Source organism: Monashia sp. HAY1-5C (assembly GCF_056755255.1).
Map to the genome: position 1 here is coordinate 1 of NZ_JBPGXG010000740.1, position 237 is coordinate 237.

1 pseudogene is annotated in these 237 nt (G+C 57.0%); it reads right to left on the bottom strand.

The features are described 5' to 3' along the window. Window positions 1-42: 42 nt before the first annotated feature. A pseudogene (locus ACR9ZK_RS23380) lies at window positions 43-237 on the bottom strand (hypothetical protein); the annotation flags it as partial.

The window sequence follows — 237 nt, forward strand, 5'->3', positions numbered from 1 at the left end:
CCTGCAAGGTTCGGTTCCCGGCTGATAGGCAGATGGCGGTGGTCAATGCCGCAGAAAACTTCGGATCTTCTTCAGATCTCGAATGAAGGCGAGCCGACTTCTTTCCTTCTCGTCCGGCTCCCTGATCCGCAAAAGCGCCGAGGGATGAATGGTCACCAGAATATCAACCTCCCCTGCTGGGCGAATAATGTGACCGCGGTCGCGCATGACCTTGATCTTCGAGCCGAGCAGCGAGGA